Raw genomic sequence first — 17131 nt, 5'->3', positions numbered from 1 at the left:
TCAGCTCAAAGCTCCCGTTTCCAAGTAATCTTTTTTCCGAATCCAAGAGTATTATCGGTCATTTTGACCTCATCGAGCCGTATGATCCATAGAGTCGGGTTCATAATGCGTGCATATGGGAATGTTTCAAAATAGAGAGTTTTCAACCCTTCAGGACATCTTTCCATCTCCCCGACAAACTGTATCCCCTGAATCTTCCCCACGGTTTTGGTCTCCAAAGCTACCGTTCCGGCGACATGAAGGTTTTTTACCACATTGTTCATATGTTCCGTCGTCTCATCCGATGCGACGATAAAGGAGACACTTTCGTGATCGTATGCATAAAACATCGAACAACACCAGAGTCTTTCTCCCATCGTTGCCAGTGAGAGGAGATGATGTTCGCGGATAAAACGCTCAATTTTTTCAATCATTGAGCGCCTGTCCCAACTGCTCCAACGCTTGAGTCAAAACCGGTGTCGGAACTGCGAAATTGAGCCGCATAAATCCTGATCCCTCTTTGCCGAAACTAAGACCGGGACTCAAACCCAATCCTGCCTTTTGGACAAAAAAGTCTCTGAGTTCCCTATCTCCCAGTCCGAGTGCTCTGCAACCCAGCCATGCCAAATAGGTCCCCTCAGGGCGAAAATAGCAAATCGAAGGGTGCTTGGCAGCCCATTCTTCTATGAGTTGAGCATTACGGTTCAAATGCTCGATGAGTCTCTGATGCCACGGTGATCCATTCTTATACGCGGCTTCAAACGCCACATGCGACAATGCAGCCCCGTCTCCCCAATGCACCCGATGATATTCTTCATTGTACAATGAGCGCAATTCCTCAGAGGGTATACATACCGTAGAGATCGAAAAACCGGCCATATTGAACGTTTTTCCCGGTCCCATCAAGGTAACCGTGTTGTTTAAAAGCGCTTCGGACAATGATGCCATCGGAATATGCGAATGGGGTTGGAATACAATATCCGAATGAATCTCATCGCTGATGATCACAATGCCGTATTCCAGACACAATGATCCCAATACACTGAGTTCATCACGGTTCCATACCCGTCCGACAGGATTATGGGGGGAACACAACAATAAAAGTTTCGTTTTATCCGTTATCTGCGTACGCAAGACTTCAATATCGAAACGGTAAACTCCCTCTTTGTCTTGTCGAAGCGGATGAATGATAAGACGGCGGTTATTCTCTTTGACCATCGAATAAAACGGAGGATAGACGGGATCCATAACGATCACTTCATCTCCCTCCTCGCTCAAAGCACGAATCGCACATCCGATCGATGCAACAACGGAGGGGGAATAGCTGAGCCATTCGCGCCGTATCAAAAATGTGTGGTGTTCACTCACCCATGCCATTTGCGCTTCAAAAGCACTCTCAGGCATAATCTCATATCCTATGATCGGGTGATTCAAACGTTCCTGTACCGCTGCAATTACACAAGAGGGTGTTGCGATATCCATATCGGCCACCCACATCGGCTGAACGGCTTCTGTACCGAAAAGCTTTTGCCGCAGGGTATACTTTTCGGCGTTACTCGATGTGCGGTCGATGGTATCAAACTCACCCATACCGCTGTTTCCACTTTTTAAACATTTGCTCTATACGGGTATATTTTTGCGCTTCGGTCTCACCCTCGCCGATGACATATCGGAATCCCGCATGCTGGATAAAATGGCGTCGGAACGCATAACGAGACTCCATCATAATCTCATTACCGGTCGAAATCCATGATCCCCCTTTGATGAGATTGTGTTTCCCGTCAAACGTCGGCTCGGAAAAATCATCGTACCACGGATGTGTTGCAAATCCCTCAAATGAATCCATCTGGGTTTGCGTCCATTGCCATACATTTCCTACGACATCATAGAGTTCACCGTGTGCAAAGGTGTCGACTGGGACAGACGAAGCAAAATGGGCGAGATTGATGTTTGAGCGTGAATCGTCAAAAATCTCCTGATTCATACCGCCCGCTTCTGCCATCACTCTCCACTCTGCTTCGGTTGGAAGACGGTAGGTCTCTCCATCCTGGGCACTTTTCCATCGGCAAAAAGCTTCCGCTTCGAGCGCATTAACCTCAACCGGCCAATTGTACGGCATCGGTATCTCCTGTGCCAACGCCCGATAGGTATAGGTTCCGTCACTCTGAGGAACCCAAAACGGCGGACAAACAGCCTTGCGTATAGAAAGAAACTTCAAGCCCTCTTCATCCCACCATCTCGGCACACCGTAACCGTTGGCCTGGACAAAATCCATAAATTCGCCGTTGCTGACGAGATATTTTGAGGCTTGAAACTCTTCGACATTCACAATGAGACTGCCGTATTCATTATCCCATCCGTATAAGCCGTTATCACCGGAACCTTTCCCCATACGGATCTCTCTAGCCGAAAAAGCGACCATGGCGTTCTCTACAGCATCGCCCTGTACCGGACAGATGGGGAAATTCTCATTTGCTCTCATGTATTTTAGAGGCATTTGACGGTGCAAGACACTGGAAGTTTCGATATGGATTCGTTCATGTTCGATTCCCATCCATATCGCCCAAAACGGGTCTTCTTTGGTGATAGGAAGATTCATCGGGAGTGTTGTAATGGTCTCTTCCACAATATGTCGAACTTTTTGACGATACACACGAACTTCATGAATACTCGGCCATCTCAGAGAATCGCTGCTGGCATCCCATGTCATCTCATCGACCCCTACGGCAAACAGCGATTCGAAATGAGGATCGATCCGTTCTGTTAGTACCCCTGCTGAGATGAGCTTATTGATATAAAAAATCGCCGTATGCCCAAAATAGAAAATCATCGGGTGGCGTGTAGGCTCTGATTGGCGATAAAAAACCTCATCCGAGACAAATAATTCAAACAGCGATTCAAACAAATCAAAACTCGCTCGGAAATAGAGCCGAAGCTCTTCACGTTTGGCGGTTATACTTTCCCCTTCCAATCGTACCGATTTCATTTGTCTGTGTAACACAACTTGATCCTTCAAACCGTTTTGAGTTATTTTATCCAATTTATAGCTGGCTCAAAGCTAAACGGGACAATTTAATCGGTTAACACTGTATATTTTATAAAAAAAAATGATCTAATTTTACAATATGATTTTTTTATGACTATTCTCCGTTATGATACTTTGTCATAAAATTCAATTCGCATTCACAAAGAGGTTGAAGAGGCATGTGATGAACAGAATAAAAAATTCCTTTATCGAATGTTTTTCGCATGGACGTATTCAGCATACCCCTTATTATCTCATTTCACTTCTCATTTTCAATATGCTTTTTATCGTGATGATCACGATCTTTCTTTTGTACAACGTAGGATTTGAACGCCAAAAAAATCGCCTTATCGAACTGGTAGAAACCCAATCCGTAATGATACATATCGTAACAGAGCAAGAACTTCTCCTCCACAAAAACATCTCTCCATTAATGACAAAACAAATTGCCGAAAATATCATTTTAAAAGTTACGGAGGCACATTACAAATATGGGGGACTTGAAAAAACCGGTGAAATAACACTTGGAAAGCATGAGGGTGATTCTATACAATTCCTTATTAAACAGCGTCATGTCAATATGGAAAAATTGGACACCGTTCCTTGGAATTCAAATCTGGCCGAACCGATGCGACGTGCACTTAAAGGGCAGAAAGGGATTGTTGTCGCACAAGATTACCGAGGGGCCGTTGTTCTCGCCGCATATGAACCTATCAAAGATCTCGGATGGGGAATCGTTGCCAAAATCGACCTCTCAGAAATACGCGCTCCCTATATCAAAGCAGCGGAATACGCACTTGGGCTCACTATCCTTTTGGCATTGATGGGAAGTATCATTTTTTGGTATTTTCTCAAACCGTTGGTACAAGATATCGAAGACTCCCGCCGGTTCAACCGTATGCTGATAGACAATTCATCTACAGGATTGCTCTTATGCACAATAGCGGGAAAAATTGTTGATGCTAATAACAGTTTTTTACAAATCGTCGCTCTTCACAAAGAGGATCTTGAGGATTTAAACTATTTAGATCTCATTGCCGATGAGTATAAAGTATTTGAGACACAACAGCTTCAATCACTCAAATATAATGACTCCATCGGCCCTTATGAGAGTCTCTACATCGATCGAAACGGACAAGCTGTTCCAGTTAAAATCTCCGGAAAACTACTCACCATACTCAAAGTTCCATACGTATGGCTCAGTATCGATAATATCAAAGAGTTTAAAGCACGAGAAGCCAAACTCTTACTTTCAGATGCGGTATTTCATAACACAAGCGAAGTGATTTTTATTACCGATGCCAATAAAAATATCGTCAAAGTCAATGAAGCGTTTACCGAAGTGACTGGGTATACACCGGAAGAAGTCATTGGGAAAAATCCGAAAATACTTAAATCGGGAAGACACGATAGCCATTTTTACGAAGAGATGTCAAAACTTATTAATACAACAGGCAAATGGCACGGAGAAATATGGAATAAAAGAAAAAATGGCGAAATCTACCCCTCATTGCAAAGTATCTCCGCTGTTTACGATAACTCCGGAAAGCTTATCCGATACGTCTCAATACTGAGTGATATTACGCTGCAAAAAGAGTATGAAGAACAACTCTTAAAACATTCCCATCATGATTCGTTGACAGAACTGCCGAATCGGCTGTTTTTCAATCAAATCTTTCACCAGGCACTCTCACGTGCCCAGCGTTCACATAAAGTATTTGCACTGTTTTTCATAGACCTTAATCAGTTTAAAGAGATCAACGATACCTATGGCCATGATATCGGAGATGAACTTTTGAAAACAGTAGCAAACCATTTGCAGGAAAACATACGCGCTGAAGATTTTGCGGCTCGTTTGGGAGGGGATGAATTTGTCATTATTTTTGAATCTATTCATCAAAAAGATGAAGCTATCGCTGTAGCAAAAAATCTTATTGCCAAGAGCAAACAACCGCTTCTTATCAACGATATGGAAATTTTACCTTCCATCAGTATCGGAATCGCTTTTTATCCGGAACACGGAAATGACGCAACAACATTACTCAAAAATGCCGACAAAGCGATGTATTTTGCAAAACATCATACACAAGAGCATTATTGGATCTGCACATAAAGTTTAGCTCAACCGATCCATCGTATGGAGCAGTTCTTCCATTTTGTTATCTACACTTCCTATGTACGTTGTCAGATCCATCATCTCATCCATATTTTTGTTGAGTGAATCACTGTTGTCAGTGATGGCCTGAATCAAAATATTGATAGTCGCTGAGGTTTCCGCCAAACTTTTTTGTGTACGTTCGGCGAGTTTTCGTACTTCATCCGCAACAACGGCGAATCCTCGTCCGTGTTCGCCTGCACGTGCCGCTTCAATCGCCGCATTCAGTGCCAGTAGGTTGGTTTGGTCGGCAATATCCCCAATAGTCGTCAAAATTTGTTTTGTCTCCTGCGCGTTCCCGGCAAGTGATTGAAGATTTCCGGAGAGTTCATGCTCTTTGTTAGCCACTCTTTGGATTCGTTCCACAGTCGTATTGATCATTTCGTTGAGTTCAACAAACTCTTTTTTGCGAAGAGATTCAATCGTATCTCTAAGTTGCTGCGTATTATTATGTAATACCTCTTTTGATTCAACATTTTGTTCTTCCATAGATTGGAGTGCTGTCGCCAAATCGTTGATCTTTTCCAATACTTGAGCCATTTTGCCTTCGACGTTGACTTGCGCCCGTGTCGAGAATTTCCCTTCACTCAATGCTTCCAATACGCTAATGGCCTGATCGAGATTTTTTTCGGTCGCATCGAGCATGGCGTTCATCGTTTTTTTCAACAAATGGACATGAGGAGTTTTTGAATCACTTGCAACACGGCAAATATAATGCCCACGGCGAACTTTATCCGCAAGCAGAACCATTTCACCGGCTACTTTCGTATCTTGCTCCAATATCCCTTCATGTGTTTTTGTTAGATGATTGAGTTTCTCTTCAATGCTTCCAAATTCAGCTTTCACAGGTTCGATCTGATTACGCTTAAATTGCATTAACTCTTCAAGTTCGCTCAATTGTTGCTCTAACACCGCAGAATTTGACGATGATATAACGCTCAACCCTATCGCTGCACCCATTAAAACAACAATAATACCCGCACTCATCCATGGAGATGCGATAGCCATTGTTAAGCCCAAACCCGCAATACCTAAAATCGAAAGAATAATTATTTTTGTACTGTTTTTCATATTTCTTTTGCCCTTGGATTAACGCATGGTTTTATAAAGCGCTTCGGCTTTTTTGATTTCATCGGGTGAAGCTTTACGACGGCACGACATATATCCGCTGTTTCCATCTCCGCATGCAATATTTGGATAAACGGTGGCAAATACCCAATAAAAACCCCCGTTTTTAGTGGCATTCTTTACATACCCCTTCCACACTTTTTCGCTTTTAACGGTGTCCCATAAATCTTTGAAAGCCGCTTTGGGCATATCGGGATGGCGGACAATACTGTGGGGCTTTCCTATCAACTCTTCGAGAGTGTATCCGGCGATATTACAAAAGTCTTCATTGGCAAAAAGAATTATCCCTTTCGAATCTGTTTGAGATACTAAAAAATCGGTATCATTGAGAATACGTTCCATTCAATTCCTTTTTCTCATTGAGATTAGCTTTAAATCGGACAATTATATCTGAATATAACGGCGACAAATATGTTGATTGAAAAACTTTTTTTTCTAAAGCCGCTAATTATGATGTTTCACTAATCTTTTTGAGACACAAATTTGCTATATCAATGCAATTTTTATACTTGATTTCGAAATTTCTAAGAAGACGTGCAGTAGCTAACCTTCAATTCTTTTGATTCATGGAGATAAAACGATTTCGACCCGATTTTTTTGCTTGGTACAAAGCCGTATCTGCAAGTTTTATCAAATCATTATATTCACTCGCTTCATCAGGAACAGTGCTGCTAATTCCAAAACTCATAGTGATAGGGTTTAATTTGACCTCTTTGTATTCGAATTTACCGATATTTTTAAGATTTTTTTGGATACTTATACACAGTTCTTCCGCAGCATGAATATCTACTTCATATAAAACGATCATAAATTCTTCCCCGCCGTATCGAGCAAGAAAATCGCTTTTTCTCTTGAGTGAAACTTGCAATATGTTGGCAATATCTTTTAATACCGTATCTCCGACTATGTGTCCATACTTATCGTTAACCTGTTTAAAATGATCGATATCACACATAATGATCGATACAATACTGCGATGGCGTTTCGCAAGTTCCCATATCTCTTGCAAATGGATTGCTAGACTTCGTCTGTTTGATAAATGGGTCAGCGAATCCGTCAGGGAGAGCTCTTTAAGTTGTAAGTTTGCTTCTTGTAACTCTTGTGTTCTTTCCTCAACTTTTATGGCCAATGAATGATTCAAATCATCTAAAAGTGTTGCATAACCGTTGATCTTGTCCACCATGGAGATAATGGCATTATGGATTACACCGACTTCATCGGTCCGATCTGATTTTTGAAGGGTGAAATTATTGATCTGCGGGTCATATTGCAACACATGTTCACTCAGTTTTTTTAAAAACTTAAACTCTTTCTTAACGAATAAAATAAAAATCATGAGCATAACAAAACTGATCCCGAAAATTTTTAACGTAATCTCTCTATTTTTTTGCATCATCGCCTGATACTCATGATCGTCAAAGTATAAATGTACAGTGCCGACACTTTCTCCGGTAACGGGATCTTTAATAATTTGGCTAGCATAACGGATACCGTCAACAATTTTTTGGGATTCGGATAATGGATTTTTTTCAAAATGGAAGATTGTAAATCCATTTGAATCGATAAGATCAAAATTAAGCAAATCACTGTTCTGCTTGACAATTTGATTCAAATATTCCGTATTCGCATCATTTAAACCCAAAGAAATATTCAAACCTATAACAGGGGAAATAGTGTCGATTAATAATTTGTTTTTTGATTTTTTAGATTCAAGGAATTGCTGAACGATATTTTCCGAAAATTGAAACCGCTCATATCCAACCAGGAACATGGCAAATAAAATCGCACCTATTATCATTTTTAGCTCGATACTTATACCTCGCATTATTTGCCCTCTCCCTGCAAATAAATTTTAGATATTTGTACCAAAGTATTATCTATCTCCATTCCATTTTGACGCAACGCACTCATATTCATATAAGGAACCACTTTTCTCCCTAAAAATAAGGTTGATTCAACACCGTTTGCCAGATATTTTGCATCATAAGACATGGTAAAAACACTGTTTTTATTTAAAACACGAATAGAATTGTCCATATTTTTCTCATCTGTATCAAATAAAAATGCCAATTGAGACTTATAGCACATATCTATATCCGAATAATTACTGCTGATCACTTTCAGTCTATAGTTTTTAATCCCGTTTGGATAATTATTCTGGATTTTATCAATTAATGACGATACTATCCTCTCATCCAGTTTGTCATGCAGAATACAGATCTCTATTTTAGTTTGAATGGTCTTTTTTTGAGAGCTCATTAAAACAAAACGGGGAATAATTTTTGAAAAGATTTCCAATGTATCATCGTCATAGGTGGATGCAGATAGTGTGAAGGGATACAATAAAATAATAAAAATTGATAAAAAGAAAATGTTGTTTATCAATTTTGCCTCTCTAATTACTCTGTTTAACGGAACTGTTATAAAAATTTGTATAGTATACCCAAACCATCAGTATAGCAAATTGTAGAGAAGAAAAGGTGTTTTTTATGTCCAAAAAGATTCTATTACATGCTATATTATTCTCATCTCTAACTGCATCCCACGCTTCAGAAAACGCAGCTGAAATCAATGATTTTGAGTCCCTTTTAGAAAACGTAAGCACTTTAGCAACGAAAAAATCCCTCAATGTGGATTACATGCCCTCTGTTGTCAGTATTGTCGACGCACAAACCTATATCGATGCAGGGATACAAAATGTCGGTGAAGCGCTTGGGATGCTACCCGGTATCCAAATGCAGCTTAGTCCCATGGGTTATAGTATGGCGACAGTAAGAGGTTTTAAAAACCCAAATGCCTACCTCTCAGATAAAATAAAAATATTGATTGACGGTGTAGCGATCAACAATGAGGTTTCCGGTTCCGGTGATTTTTATATGGACTTCCCTCTGCAACTTGTTGATCGAATAGAAGTGCTGCGGGGACCAAACTCTACAACCCAAGGTTCCGGTGCTTTTTACGGAACCGTTAACATTGTTACGAAGCTAGGAAATTCAAAAGAAGAAAACAAAATTTTTCTCGGTACAGGCAGCTATAGTACATTGAGCGCCGGAGCGAATGTCTATACACTATCAAATAACTGGAAAATTTTTTCTGATGGCTACATAGCACACAATGAGAAATCACTCCCCCCTTTTGAAGGGTACTCTGCAAGCACAAATGAAGGTATGAAAGACTTTTCTATAGGATTAAAAGCCCTAAACGGCGGTTTCGATTTTACAACGCGCTATAAACGAAGCAGATATGGAAATTTTTACGGTTTTGAAGAAGATCCGAGTCTAATTTCACTCAGCCCGAATGAACATACAAACTCCTATTTTTTTGCACAAGCTTCGTATAAAACAAACAGTAATGAAGTCGGGATCGAAACAAAGGTGAATTTTTCGGATAGGGAACTAAACGAAGGCAGCTTTATTAGCGGTGTCGCAGTAACTGCAAGCAGATTTGCGTCGGTGGGTATTACCGATATGCAAGACGGTTTTTATTTCACCGAAAAAATGAGAGAACAAAACTTTGAAGCTGAGAGTATCTTTACTCTTCCAAAAATCTACTCAAACGAGATCGTAGCCGGCGTCGGAGCACGCTATGTAAAACTACCTCAGGATAACTATTTTAACAGCGTTGAAAATGCCATTACTCAAAATCTCACTACCATTTTGGCAAGTCCGAATTACAATTCATTCCGTTATAGAGAAGAACGGGAACCGGCATTTTGGGCAGACCCGACCACAACTTTCATCCGTGCAAACCAAACCCGGACAATCGGTTATGGGTATATTCAAGATTTGATCTCGCTTACTCCAAAAATGGATGTTATTTTGGGTGCACGTATCGATGACTACTCCGATATCGGAACAAAAATGAGCCAAAGAGCCGCTGTGGTGTATCGAGCGGATGACAAAACAATCTTTAAACTCCTTTACGGTTCTGCATTCCGTGCTCCGACCTTTACCGAAGCATACGCAAACGGACATATCAACTACCGTGCCGGAACAGAGAATATCAAACCCGAAGAGACTGATACTTATGAGGCTGTTGCACTCTATGCACCGGATTTTAATAATAAATTCTCATTGGATTTTTTCTATTCTCAACTTAAGAACGTCATTGACTTGGAAGAGTTTTCCGATACGATTCCCGGATACCAAAACTATAACGATAGAACCAGCAAAGGGGTAGAGTTTGAATACAACTTTCAATCAAAACCCAAACATAACTTCTATTTCAATGCTTCCTATGTCGAAACAGGTTACACCGTTCCACCGGAAAACGATTATCCCGTTTCAGTGAACCAGTCTATGCCTGACATATCCAAAATTATGCTCAAAGCTATGTATATCTATCGACCGATCGATGCTCTCTCTTTCGGTACTACATGGCAATATTATTCACAAACAACCCAATCGCAGTTGGGATGGATCATAGATGATGGGGTGAACACGACCGTGCATCAGCAACATCTCGTTGATGAAACACTCACCTATAAATTTTCTGCTTCAAACGAGATCCGAGCGACGGTTAAAAACCTATTTAATGAAGACATCAGACAACCGAGCTATTACTATAATACAGACGGCGGGATCAAAAGAGAAGGACGAAACTATCTCTTTAGCTATGTGCAAAGGTTTTAAGGCCGACTTGATTTATCCCTCCTAAAAGACTCACTCACTATACTCTTTGTATGAAAACAATCGAGTCAACTCTTTTATCCGCATTTACCGATATTTCCGCCTGTTTCACGACACGACTGGGCGGAGTTTCCAAAATACCCTATAGCAATGCAAATCTAGCATTTCATGTCGGAGACGATCCTAAAAGTGTTTTGGAAAACCATGATTTACTCGCGCACAAAATAGGCTATGATCGAAAATCCCTGATCCATATGCGCCAAATCCATTCGGATCGAATCACCATTATCGATGAAACCTACACTTTTGATACACCGCCAGAATGCGATGCAGTGATAACCGACCGTCTCAGCAAACCTTTAATGGTGATGAGTGCCGATTGTACCCCTATACTCCTCTATGATCCGGTTCATAAAGCGATCGGTGCCGTTCATGCCGGACGCGCAGGAGCACTTAATGAAATCGTTCCGAAAACCATTCAAGCCATGAGGGAAAACTTCGGTTCAAGTCCAGATGAGATTCATGCTGTTTTAGGCCCTTCCATCAGCGGGTGCTGCTATGAAATCAATTCCGCTATTGCCGAGGAAACTGCCTCAAAAGGATATCCCGAATCGCTGCGATATGAAAACGAAAAAATATTTTTGGATGTTAATACGATTCTGATTGCACAATTAAACCGCTTGAGGATGAAGAACGTTGAAGTGATAGACGTGTGCACCTCTTGCCAAAATGAGCTCTATTTTTCCTATAGGGCAGATCTGCAGCATACGGGGCGTATTGCCGGAGTGATTATGCTCCGATAATCCGCTGTGCTAACTGCTCAGGAAGCAGCTCCAATGACTCTTCCACAAGCTTGGTATTGCCGTGTTTAATAAACTCATCCGCATATTCGAAGCTGACAACCTGGACATCGGTAATTTTTGCTTCCGATAACCATTCAAGCAAAGCACTCCCGACACCGCCCATACGGGCAGAGTCACTAAACACATACCATTGTTTATACTTTTGTGCCATTTGTGCCAACATATCACTATCCAATGGTTTCACAAAACGTAAATCGAGTAAGGAAGGTTTATCCTCCATAAGTTCTATCGTCTGTGCAGCACGTCCTACACCGCTGCCATATCCGATAAACAATCGGTTTGAATCATTCGAAATAAGCATTTGTGATTTCCCGGTTTCATACGGAACCGATTCCGGCAATTCGGCTTCTAAAAATGAACCTCTAGGATAACGAATTGCGCATGGGCGATCATATCCGGCTACATAGTCTATGAGGTGATAAAAAGATTTTTCATCACGCGGAGCGCACAGCGTCATATTAGGGATCAGCCGTAAAAAGCTGATATCAAAGGCACCCTGATGAGTTTCGCCGTCTTCACCGACGATACCTGCGCGATCCATTGCAAATACCACCGGCAGATCCATCAAGCACACATCATGGATTACTTGATCGTATCCGCGCTGCATAAAGGTGGAATAAATCGTACAAAACGGCTTAAACCCTTCTTTTGCCAATGCTCCCATTGAGGTGACAGCGTGCTGTTCCGCTATAGCAACATCCCAAAAGCGATCCGGGAATTTCTCCATAAGCTGTGTTAATCCCGTTCCACTCGGCATAGCGGCAGTAACCCCAACGATCTTCTCATTTTTGAGCGCCTGTTCCATCAGGGCATCCGCATAGATCTGGGTAGCACTTTTGGTTGAACTTTTGGTATTAGCCGTACCGCTTTTGAGATCAAACGGTGAAACACCATGCCATTTTTCGTGTTTCCCCTCGGCAATCTCATACCCTTTGCCCTTAATCGTCTGAACGTGAACCAATACGGGCTTGCCCATTGCTTTTGCCATGCTCAAAATCTCAATCAGCGATTTTAAATCATGTCCGTCAACCGGGCCGATATACTCAATCCCCATCTCTTCAAACAATATCCCCGGGGTAATAAGTTTAAATGATTCTTCAAACCGTTTTGCCAAATAATGGGCACCTTCGCCGAAATTATCAACGAACTGCTCGGTTTTGCGTTTGAAACGCTGATAAAAGGGACTCGCCATGGCAGAACTGAGCATTCGGCTGATCGCCCCGATCGGTTTGGCAATGCTCATCTCATTGTCATTTAGGATAATCACCATCGGATACTTACGATCACCCAGCTCATTGAGCGCTTCATACGCCATTCCGGCTGACATTGCCCCATCACCGATCACAACGACGGGAATACGGCTCTCTTGCTCATTTTTAAGTGCTATTGCTTTTGCGGCACCGACACCGAGGGAAATGGAGGTTGAACTGTGCCCCGCTACAAAATAATCGCTTGCAGATTCTGAGGGCTTTGTATACCCGCTCAATCCATTGAATTGACGAAGTGTTGTAAATTCTTCCCACCGATCGGTAAGGAGTTTGTGCGCATAGGATTGGTGTGAAACATCAAAAATAAAAGGGTCTTTTGTGGAATCAAATACTTTGTGCATCGCAACAATAATTTCGGTTGCACCCAAAGTAGAGCTTAAATGTCCGCCGTTTGTACTTACCACTTCTAAAATACGATCTCGTATTTTTTGGGATAACGCTTCAAGTTCGCTCAAAGTAAAATTTTTGATATTCATCGTCTGGCACTGTCCTAACTATTGTATCTAACACTAAAAGTATTTCTATTATAAAGGTGAATCCTCACCAAAAGGCTTTAGGATTCGAGTAAAAGTGATCGTTTAAGTCTCTCGTAACGCTTTTTTATCTCGGAGTCGATATTCCCCGCATCGCTGATCGCTACTACTCCGCCAGGGCTGATAGCACGATCGGACAATACTTCGACATGTGAAAGAGAACCTACTTTTTCCGATATAAACCCATGATCGATCGGGTTCACCCGAAGGGTAATTTTGGAAGCATCTTTGAGCTCTTCAATCAAATCGCCTGAAAGTTTGGCGGCTATTTTCGAACTGTTGTCATGCGTTTCAATACCGATCACTTCTTTCGCAATCTCTAACGCCGTATGGGTCAACTCTTTTTGAATCGATACCAATGCCGTTACGAATTCGGTCGCTGCATATTCAAGCGTTTTAACCGATTGGGCGAGCTGATCATGTGACTGTGCGTTTTGTCCTGCCCGTTGTGCCTGTTCCTGTGCAATCCCGGCTGCAATTCCCTCTTCATAACCGGCTTTTCTAGCCTCTTCAAGGGCTTGAGCGTGATCTTCTTGCATTGCTTCGATTCGCATTTGCATTTTTATCACATTGGAGCTCATCTCGTCCGCTTTTTTCATAAGCGATTCGATCAGTTCATCTTTAGGAGTGGCAGAACTCTCTTTGCGACGTTCTACAACACCCTCATGAACTCCAAGTTCTTCTCTCGCTTCTGCAATACTTGCACCCGCCAAGGAAGAGAGAATTTTAAATTGGTATTTGCTGATGTTATGGGCACCGGAACGATCATGTTGAATAACCACATCCATCTACGTTACTCCACCAGCTCTTCGGATTCACCCAATTGCAGAACACCCTGCTCTGCCAATGCCTGAACGGCATCGACGATTTTACGTTGAGCACCTTCCACTTCTTTGACTTTGACAGCACCCAAAAATTGCATCTCTTCGATAAAGGAGTCTTTCGCTCGCTGCGACATATTGGCATAAAATTTCTCTTTGAGCTCATCCGCAGAACTTTTGAGTGCCAGCATGAGATCGTTTTTATCAACCGATTTGAGAATTTCGCGAACACTGTTGCCGTCAAGATCCACGATATCTTCAAACGTAAACATCATCTCTTTGATCGATGCAGCAAGTTCTTGGTCAAGCTGCTCGATTTGTGAGAGTGTCGCTTTCGATGCTTTGGAACCCAAGCGGTTGAATACATCGGCAACGGCACGAGGTCCGCCCACTTCCACTTTGTAACTTGCCAACGATTCGAGTTTGGACTCCAATACGGCACTGACCCGCTTAATGATGGACGGTGAAATATCACCCAATTTTGCCATCCTCATCGCCACTTCCGCACGAAGATCATCCGAGAAAATATACAAAGTTTCCGCCGCTGCGGAAGGATCCATATGCGCTAAAATAAGTGCAATAGTCTGAGGATGCTCCGTCATAATAAAATCGGCCAATTGCTGCGGTTTGATCTTAGACAAATAGGCAAAGTTTTGGGTATTTTGCATTGTTTTGCTTAAACGCTCCAAGACTTTTTTTGCCTCATCAGGCCCCAGAGCTTTGTATAAAATTTCGCGGGCGTATTCAAGACCGCCGGTATTGAGATATTGATTGGATTGAACAATCGCATAAAATTCTTCCAATACGGCAGCACCCAAATTTTTCTCGATAGAGCGGTTATTCGCAATGTATTTGGATATTTCGGTAATCGCTTCAACATTCATACGTGCAAAAATGGTAGCGGTAACATCTTCGCCTAATTGAACCAATAAAATTGCAATTTTTTGAGTCATACTCATTTCATCGAAATTTGCTTGCTGGGACGGTGTTAAATTCATATTTCCCTCCTATCGCTTATTCATTATGTCGCTGGGGACTGTTTCTTCATCAATCAACGTCTGAATCAGCGAAGCAATTTCTTCGGCATGCTCTTCAGCAATTTCACGTACTTTTTCAAGCAATACATCGTATTTAAGCTCATCTTCGTTGAAACTTTCCCCAAGTCCAAGCTGACTTTCCACTTTTTTCCGCATTTGCTGAACTTTTTCTACCAAGTCTTCATCCTCATCGTCTGCGATTTCCAGATTCGGTTTTTCGAACTCTTCTTCATCACGGCTAAATTCAAGCATACGCTCTGCGAACGGAATGATGATTTTTTTGTACGCGATAAACAAAATCACAGCGACAAACAAATATTTGAATAAGGTTGAGAATGGCGCCAAATAGGTATCAATAAATGCTGTTGTCTTAGTGACAGGTGTCTTAGTATCACCCTCTTTGGTCGTCTGGAACTCAAAGTTCCGTACCGTAACCAGATCTCCCCGTTTTTCATCCACACCGATCGATTGTTTGACCAAGGCATCGATCGCCTGAAGCTGCGTTTCATCCAATGGAATATATTCTTTTTCTTCCGTCGGTTGTCCGTCAGCACCTTTTTTAGCTTCATATTTCCCATCTACCGCAACGGCAGCTGTCATCCGTTTGATACGGGCAAATTCCATTTTAGTAGTAGATACGGTTTTAGAAATTTCGTAATTGGTTGTTCCGGTTGTTTTTTCGTATTTTTCACCGGTTGCATTTCCGCCCAGTCCTTGAACCGGTCCGATATTGCTGACTGCACCCGGAACCCCTCCTACTGCGGAAGCGGGAGTTCCTCCGTCACGTTTCTCTTCGCTGGTCTGTTCGCTTCGGACGACATTGTCAGGATCATATTTTTCAGACGTGGAACTTTGCTCCGAAAAATCGTACTCTATCGTTACTTTGGCAACAATGCGATCTTTTCCACCGATGAATGGGGCAAGAACATTTAGGATTTTTTCTTCCTGCTTTTTCTCTTCTTTGCTTTTATACTGCTGCTGCATAGAAGAGAGTTCACCCATAGCCGATGCCGCATCATCATCGCCGAGTGTTTCTCCCTCAGAATTAATCAAAGCAACATTTTCTGGCGTCAGCTTAGGAACTGCCGAAGCGACCAATTTTTTGATCCCTCGGATTTGCTTAGGTGAGAGTTTTTGATCCGCACTTAACTGTACCATAACCGAGGCAGAAGGGGGGACTGCTTCTGAAACAAAAAGTGTTTCTTTGGGCAAAGCGAGAGAGACACTTGATTTTTCAACCGGTGCCAAGGAGTCAATCGAACGGGCAAGTTCCCCTTCCAATGCTCGTCGAAATTTCACCTCTTGATCAAAATTAGTTGCGCCGAACTCTTGTTTGTCAAAAAGCTCAAAACCGACATGCCCCTCTTTTGGAATTCCCATAGAAGCAATCGTAATACGTTCTTTGTACACAACATCTTTAGGAACTTCAATAACGTTGTCACGAGGGATTTTATAAGGGATTTTATCTTTTTCGAGTTGCTGCACCACTTGTGCCGCATCTTGCGGACTTAGTGAATCAAATAGGACTTGATAGCCACTATTTTCACCGCTGCTACCCTCCGAGGTATAAACGACCAAAAAAACTAAAAATGCCACTATCCCTGCAACTGCCGCACCAATAATAGTTTTTTGTGCTTGATTGAGCTTTCCGAAAAAAACAACAAGTTGCGAGAAAAGGGCCTTAAAATCCATTG

Annotated in this window: 14 protein-coding genes; 3 read left to right on the top strand and 11 right to left on the bottom strand. The window is 41.9% G+C overall.

Going from position 1 to position 17131, the window contains the following annotated elements; all coding sequences use genetic code 11:
- Positions 1-5: 5 nt before the first annotated feature.
- Genes PHP90_RS01785 through ovoA form a run of 3 tightly spaced genes read right to left on the bottom strand, consistent with a single transcriptional unit; the run spans position 6 to position 2980 of the window.
- Positions 6-413, bottom strand: a complete 408-nt coding sequence (locus PHP90_RS01785) for a pyridoxamine 5'-phosphate oxidase family protein (protein WP_299924334.1) — start codon at positions 411-413, stop codon at positions 6-8.
- Entirely contained in the window at positions 406-1569 is a 1164-nt protein-coding gene (locus PHP90_RS01780) for a pyridoxal phosphate-dependent aminotransferase (RefSeq protein WP_299924331.1), read from the bottom strand. The genes PHP90_RS01785 and PHP90_RS01780 overlap by 8 nt, the downstream gene beginning before the upstream one ends.
- Positions 1562-2980, bottom strand: a complete 1419-nt coding sequence (gene ovoA, locus PHP90_RS01775; RefSeq protein WP_299924328.1) for a 5-histidylcysteine sulfoxide synthase — start codon at positions 2978-2980, stop codon at positions 1562-1564. Before ovoA ends, PHP90_RS01780 begins: the two co-directional genes overlap by 8 nt.
- 208 nt (positions 2981-3188) lie before the next feature.
- Between ovoA and PHP90_RS01770 the strand changes: the two genes are divergently transcribed.
- Positions 3189-5117 carry a diguanylate cyclase gene (locus PHP90_RS01770; RefSeq protein ID WP_299924325.1) on the top strand — a complete coding sequence of 643 codons (1929 nt, stop codon included), beginning with the start codon at positions 3189-3191 and terminating at the stop codon, positions 5115-5117.
- 3 nt (positions 5118-5120) lie between these two features.
- Here PHP90_RS01770 and PHP90_RS01765 read toward each other — a convergent pair whose 3' ends face one another.
- From PHP90_RS01765 to PHP90_RS01750, 4 genes are all read right to left on the bottom strand, one after another.
- Entirely contained in the window at positions 5121-6230 is a 1110-nt protein-coding gene (locus PHP90_RS01765; RefSeq protein ID WP_299924322.1) for a methyl-accepting chemotaxis protein, read from the bottom strand.
- Between the two features lie 18 nt (positions 6231-6248).
- Positions 6249-6629 (bottom strand): PAS domain-containing protein, encoded by a 381-nt coding sequence (locus PHP90_RS01760; protein ID WP_299924319.1) that lies wholly within the window; start codon positions 6627-6629, stop codon positions 6249-6251.
- 208 nt (positions 6630-6837) lie between these two features.
- Positions 6838-8112, bottom strand: coding sequence for a GGDEF domain-containing protein (locus PHP90_RS01755; protein ID WP_299924316.1), 1275 nt, complete (start codon positions 8110-8112; stop codon positions 6838-6840).
- The gene (locus PHP90_RS01750) at positions 8112-8585 is read right to left on the bottom strand and encodes a hypothetical protein (RefSeq protein ID WP_299924313.1); all 474 of its coding nucleotides are present in this window, start codon (positions 8583-8585) and stop codon (positions 8112-8114) included. Before PHP90_RS01750 ends, PHP90_RS01755 begins: the two co-directional genes overlap by 1 nt.
- A gap of 191 nt (positions 8586-8776) precedes the next feature.
- On the opposite strand from PHP90_RS01750, the gene PHP90_RS01745 reads away from it, so the two are divergent.
- Together PHP90_RS01745 and pgeF are read left to right on the top strand one after the other, a co-directional pair.
- Positions 8777-10918: a TonB-dependent receptor gene (locus tag PHP90_RS01745; RefSeq protein ID WP_299924310.1), complete on the top strand. Its 2142-nt coding sequence runs from the start codon at positions 8777-8779 to the stop codon at positions 10916-10918.
- Positions 10919-10968: 50 nt separating this feature from the next.
- A complete protein-coding gene (pgeF, locus tag PHP90_RS01740) occupies positions 10969-11718 on the top strand; it encodes a peptidoglycan editing factor PgeF (RefSeq protein WP_299924308.1) in 750 nt (249 codons plus the stop codon).
- Here the strand turns inward: pgeF and dxs are convergent.
- From dxs to fliF, 4 genes are all read right to left on the bottom strand, one after another.
- The gene (dxs, locus tag PHP90_RS01735) at positions 11705-13522 is read right to left on the bottom strand and encodes a 1-deoxy-D-xylulose-5-phosphate synthase (RefSeq protein ID WP_299924306.1); all 1818 of its coding nucleotides are present in this window, start codon (positions 13520-13522) and stop codon (positions 11705-11707) included. The genes pgeF and dxs overlap by 14 nt on opposite strands.
- Before the next feature lie 77 nt (positions 13523-13599).
- Positions 13600-14367, bottom strand: coding sequence for a flagellar assembly protein FliH (gene fliH / locus PHP90_RS01730; RefSeq protein ID WP_299924304.1), 768 nt, complete (start codon positions 14365-14367; stop codon positions 13600-13602).
- A gap of 5 nt (positions 14368-14372) precedes the next feature.
- Positions 14373-15398 (bottom strand): flagellar motor switch protein FliG, encoded by a 1026-nt coding sequence (gene fliG / locus PHP90_RS01725; protein ID WP_299924302.1) that lies wholly within the window; start codon positions 15396-15398, stop codon positions 14373-14375.
- A 9-nt stretch (positions 15399-15407) separates the two neighbouring features.
- Entirely contained in the window at positions 15408-17129 is a 1722-nt protein-coding gene (fliF, locus tag PHP90_RS01720; protein WP_299924299.1) for a flagellar basal-body MS-ring/collar protein FliF, read from the bottom strand.
- Between the last annotated feature and the right edge of the window lie 2 nt (positions 17130-17131).

The sequence above is a fragment of the Sulfuricurvum sp. genome, assembly GCF_028712165.1.
Taxonomy (GTDB): domain Bacteria; phylum Campylobacterota; class Campylobacteria; order Campylobacterales; family Sulfurimonadaceae; genus Sulfuricurvum.
The sequence above is the reverse complement of the archived record's forward strand: the minus strand, read 5'-3'. Positions and strand labels throughout refer to the sequence as shown.

What these genes read in the sequence shown, in the direction of transcription:
- PHP90_RS01745 (WP_299924310.1), top strand. Translation starts at nt 8,777, where the DNA reads ATGTCCAAAAAGATTCTATTACATGCTATATTATTCTCATCTCTAACT.
- PHP90_RS01765 (WP_299924322.1), bottom strand. Translation starts at nt 6,230, where the DNA reads ATGAAAAACAGTACAAAAATAATTATTCTTTCGATTTTAGGTATTGCG.
- PHP90_RS01780 (WP_299924331.1), bottom strand. Translation starts at nt 1,569, where the DNA reads ATGGGTGAGTTTGATACCATCGACCGCACATCGAGTAACGCCGAAAAG.
- PHP90_RS01785 (WP_299924334.1), bottom strand. Translation starts at nt 413, where the DNA reads ATGATTGAAAAAATTGAGCGTTTTATCCGCGAACATCATCTCCTCTCA.
- dxs (WP_299924306.1), bottom strand. Translation starts at nt 13,522, where the DNA reads ATGAATATCAAAAATTTTACTTTGAGCGAACTTGAAGCGTTATCCCAA.
- PHP90_RS01760 (WP_299924319.1), bottom strand. Translation starts at nt 6,629, where the DNA reads ATGGAACGTATTCTCAATGATACCGATTTTTTAGTATCTCAAACAGAT.
- pgeF (WP_299924308.1), top strand. Translation starts at nt 10,969, where the DNA reads ATGAAAACAATCGAGTCAACTCTTTTATCCGCATTTACCGATATTTCC.
- fliG (WP_299924302.1), bottom strand. Translation starts at nt 15,398, where the DNA reads ATGAATTTAACACCGTCCCAGCAAGCAAATTTCGATGAAATGAGTATG.
- fliF (WP_299924299.1), bottom strand. Translation starts at nt 17,129, where the DNA reads ATGGATTTTAAGGCCCTTTTCTCGCAACTTGTTGTTTTTTTCGGAAAG.
- PHP90_RS01770 (WP_299924325.1), top strand. Translation starts at nt 3,189, where the DNA reads ATGAACAGAATAAAAAATTCCTTTATCGAATGTTTTTCGCATGGACGT.
- PHP90_RS01755 (WP_299924316.1), bottom strand. Translation starts at nt 8,112, where the DNA reads ATGCGAGGTATAAGTATCGAGCTAAAAATGATAATAGGTGCGATTTTA.
- fliH (WP_299924304.1), bottom strand. Translation starts at nt 14,367, where the DNA reads ATGGATGTGGTTATTCAACATGATCGTTCCGGTGCCCATAACATCAGC.